General features: G+C 36.4%; 3 protein-coding genes and 1 pseudogene. 3 read left to right on the forward strand and 1 reads right to left on the reverse strand.

Features of this window, described 5'->3' with window-relative positions; all coding sequences use genetic code 11:
- The first annotated feature begins 100 nt into the window (after positions 1-100).
- The 3 genes from JN080_RS28565 to JN080_RS28575 all read left to right on the forward strand — a co-directional run bounded on the left by JN080_RS28565 (position 101) and on the right by JN080_RS28575 (position 2365).
- A complete protein-coding gene (locus JN080_RS28565; protein WP_256239320.1) occupies positions 101-1075 on the forward strand; it encodes a tyrosine-type recombinase/integrase in 975 nt (324 codons plus the stop codon).
- A gap of 269 nt (positions 1076-1344) precedes the next feature.
- Positions 1345-1599 carry a hypothetical protein gene (locus JN080_RS28570; RefSeq protein ID WP_256239321.1) on the forward strand — a complete coding sequence of 85 codons (255 nt, stop codon included), beginning with the start codon at positions 1345-1347 and terminating at the stop codon, positions 1597-1599.
- Positions 1600-1993: 394 nt separating this feature from the next.
- A complete protein-coding gene (locus JN080_RS28575; RefSeq protein ID WP_256239322.1) occupies positions 1994-2365 on the forward strand; it encodes a hypothetical protein in 372 nt (123 codons plus the stop codon).
- Positions 2366-2451: 86 nt separating this feature from the next.
- Here JN080_RS28575 and JN080_RS28580 read toward each other — a convergent pair.
- A pseudogene (locus JN080_RS28580) lies at positions 2452-3029 on the reverse strand (IS3 family transposase); the annotation flags it as partial.

The raw sequence follows: 3029 nt of genomic DNA on the forward strand, positions 1-3029 counted from the left end.
AAATAGAAACACTTGTACGGTGTAATGGAAATTATTTCATTACATAGTAAATTATTCACTGTTTCGATTATGTGGAATTTTGTCGAAAGGATTTGATTTCATGGAAAGTCAATATCACCTTATTGAGCAACGTCTTGAAATTCTCCCATGGTATATAACAGAGTTTATAGAATACAAAGGCCGCAAGAACAGCGAGCATACACTTCTGAATTACTGTAGAGATTTTGAAATCTTCTTCAACTGGCTTGTTGTTGAAGGAATTACGCCATCACCCATTAAAAACATATCTTTAGAGGTTCTTGAACAGCTCAGGCCAAAAGATATTGTCAGCTTTGAAACCCACTGCAGCATACGCCGCGAAAATGCCAATGATACGATTGCCCGCAGGATTGCTGCTTTGAAGTCTCTTTTTCATTACTTGTCCCAAATTGCTGAAGATGACAATATGTATCCATATTTAAAACGAAATGTCATGGCTAAGATTGATGTGGTTCGGGAAAAGCATTCCGAAGACGAAAAAGCGGAACAAATTGCCGGCCGTATCTTAGTGAATGATGAAATCAACTCCTTCCGTGAGTTTGTAGCCTCTGAATATGCAAATCTTGTCCAAGATTCAAAGCGCATCTATAATGCTCATATTCGGAATCGTGAACGTGATGTAGCCATTATTAGCTTGATTCTTGGCTCAGGCCTACGTGTATCCGAAGTGGTTTCCTTGGATATGGATAAAATCGACTGGAACAAGCAGCATGTCCTGGTCAAACGCAAAGGAAGCAAACATGAAAAGGTTGTATTCAGTGACGTCGCTCTTCTAGATCTGCTTGAATACAAAGCCAATCGTTTTTCTAAAAGCTCTGCACAAAAAATGGTTGAAAAATATGCGGAAGCCTTTGGTAAAGGTGATTTAACTTTTCACAAATTACGCCATACATTCGCCACACAGCACTATAAAACAAATAAAGATATTGCCACACTCAAGCGTCAACTTGGGCACAGCAATATCAATACAACCATGATTTATACACATGTATTTGATAATACGTTAAAGGACTCTGTTAATAATGCAGACAAATAACCCTATTCTTTTCGAAGAATACCTAAAATTAACCGTTCTGGTGCAAAAACTATTCGCTAGAAACGTAGAGTGTCAATTCCCTTTAAATTGCTAGCTTATGAAACAAATCCAAACAATTTATGGAGGCTTCCTTTTTATTTTTTGCAGACTTCACCCCTTTGTGAACTTGCTTCTATTTGATCAAATGCATTGCTTTTATGCCACTCAGTATGAAAGTAGATATAACGTATTAAAAAGTAAGGAACTCAACCTTTGGAGGAATAAGAATTATGATGGTTTCTATTTCTATTAATGAATTTGCAAAAAGCTATGTTAAAACCAATAAAGGTGAAAGCTTACAAGAAATAAAGAAAAAACTTGATGCTGCTGTTGAGAATAAAAAATCTGGTGCAGCTTGCATTTCTTTTGGTTCCCCTATTTGGGCGATCGGTTCGGCTATTGTTGGGTGGAATGGTTGTTTTACTTGTATCACTAGCGAAACAGATAGTAGTGAAGATTATGAGATCGATGTAGTTAATTTTTGATATCGCCTAATAAGAAACATTTAAGTTGTCTCAAAAACTGTTTGTTAAAATTATCATTGTTCCTTTTCAATTTCTCTTACAAACTAAATAAAGCCCAATTTTCCATTTTTAGCAGACGAAATTGGGCTTCTTTGCTTCCATTACAACAAGTATTTGTTTTTGTGATACTGAATGAAATATCAACCTATTAAGACCTTCATTAACCCTCTATTTCTACTGGAAGCTTCCAACTATCTTTTTAAAGTAGACATGTATTAGGAAATATCATTCAATTCAAACAGATATATGGCTTCATCACGATTTGTTTAGTCCTGGGTGGTGGAGTATTGTCGTTATAAATTTCTTATTTTTTATTTTGTTCATATTTTTAATAGACCGTAATAGAATGCTGTTAATGTCTTTTGCTTTTGTAGTAAGTTTTGTAATTGTTGGTTTAGGAAATGAAATAGGTGCTTATTACGATTTTTGGAGTTATCCACATCAGTTTCTTATTTTTACCCATCGTTTTAATGCAGTTGATTTTGCTGTGGTCCCAGTGATTTTTGCTTTGACGTATCAATACTTTTCAATGTGGAAGCCTTATTTAGTGGCGACTGTAATTAATTCAGCAATAATGTGTTTCGTTGGTATACTGATTTTTGTTTACTTCGGATTATATAAATTAGAGAATTTAAAGTGGACCCCATTGTCAAGACACGGATTTTTAAAAGTTAAGGTGTATTCATCTTTTAATCATGTGTTAATGGGAGCGTTGGAGTGCTCATGAAACATGGAATCGTACGGGGGGGTCTATTGGGAGAATGTGCTAAAAAGGCAAAGATTCTCCCGAACATAGAAGATGGAGGTGAGTCTTTAAGAGCTAAAGTAGACGGAGGATGGTGTCTGATAGCCTAGTGACTGATAGCCTTGTATGCCTTGTATGGTTATAAAATTCAATATACTGCTTTATGCCCGTTCTTGCTTCACGGGGGCTTGTGTATTCATTCAGATAAACTTCTTCGTATTTGATAGAGCGCCAGAAGCGTTCGGTTATGATATTATCAAGGGCCCGGCCCTTTCCGTCCATACTAATTCTAATTTCATTTAACTTTACTAGATCTGTATATTGAGGACTGGTAAAATGACTACCTTGATCACTATTTAAAATCTGTGGGTGAGCTTGGGAAAATCCATGATTCACAGCCTCTAGTACGAAATCAATCTCAAGGGTTTGGTCCAATTCCCAGCTTACTATATAACGAGAATACCAATCAATCAAGGCCACTAAATACATCCAGCCGCGTTCTAAGCGAATGTACGTTATATCAATGCCCCAGACATGATTAGAATGACCAATCTGAAGCCCTCTAAGCAGATATGGATAGATCCTGTGTTGCATGTTTCGTTTACTGAGGTTTGGACCTGGATGAATACCTTCAATGCCCATCTCT

The sequence above is a fragment of the Bacillus sp. EB600 genome, assembly GCF_024494385.1.
GTDB lineage: Bacteria > Bacillota > Bacilli > Bacillales > Cytobacillaceae > JAEVLT01.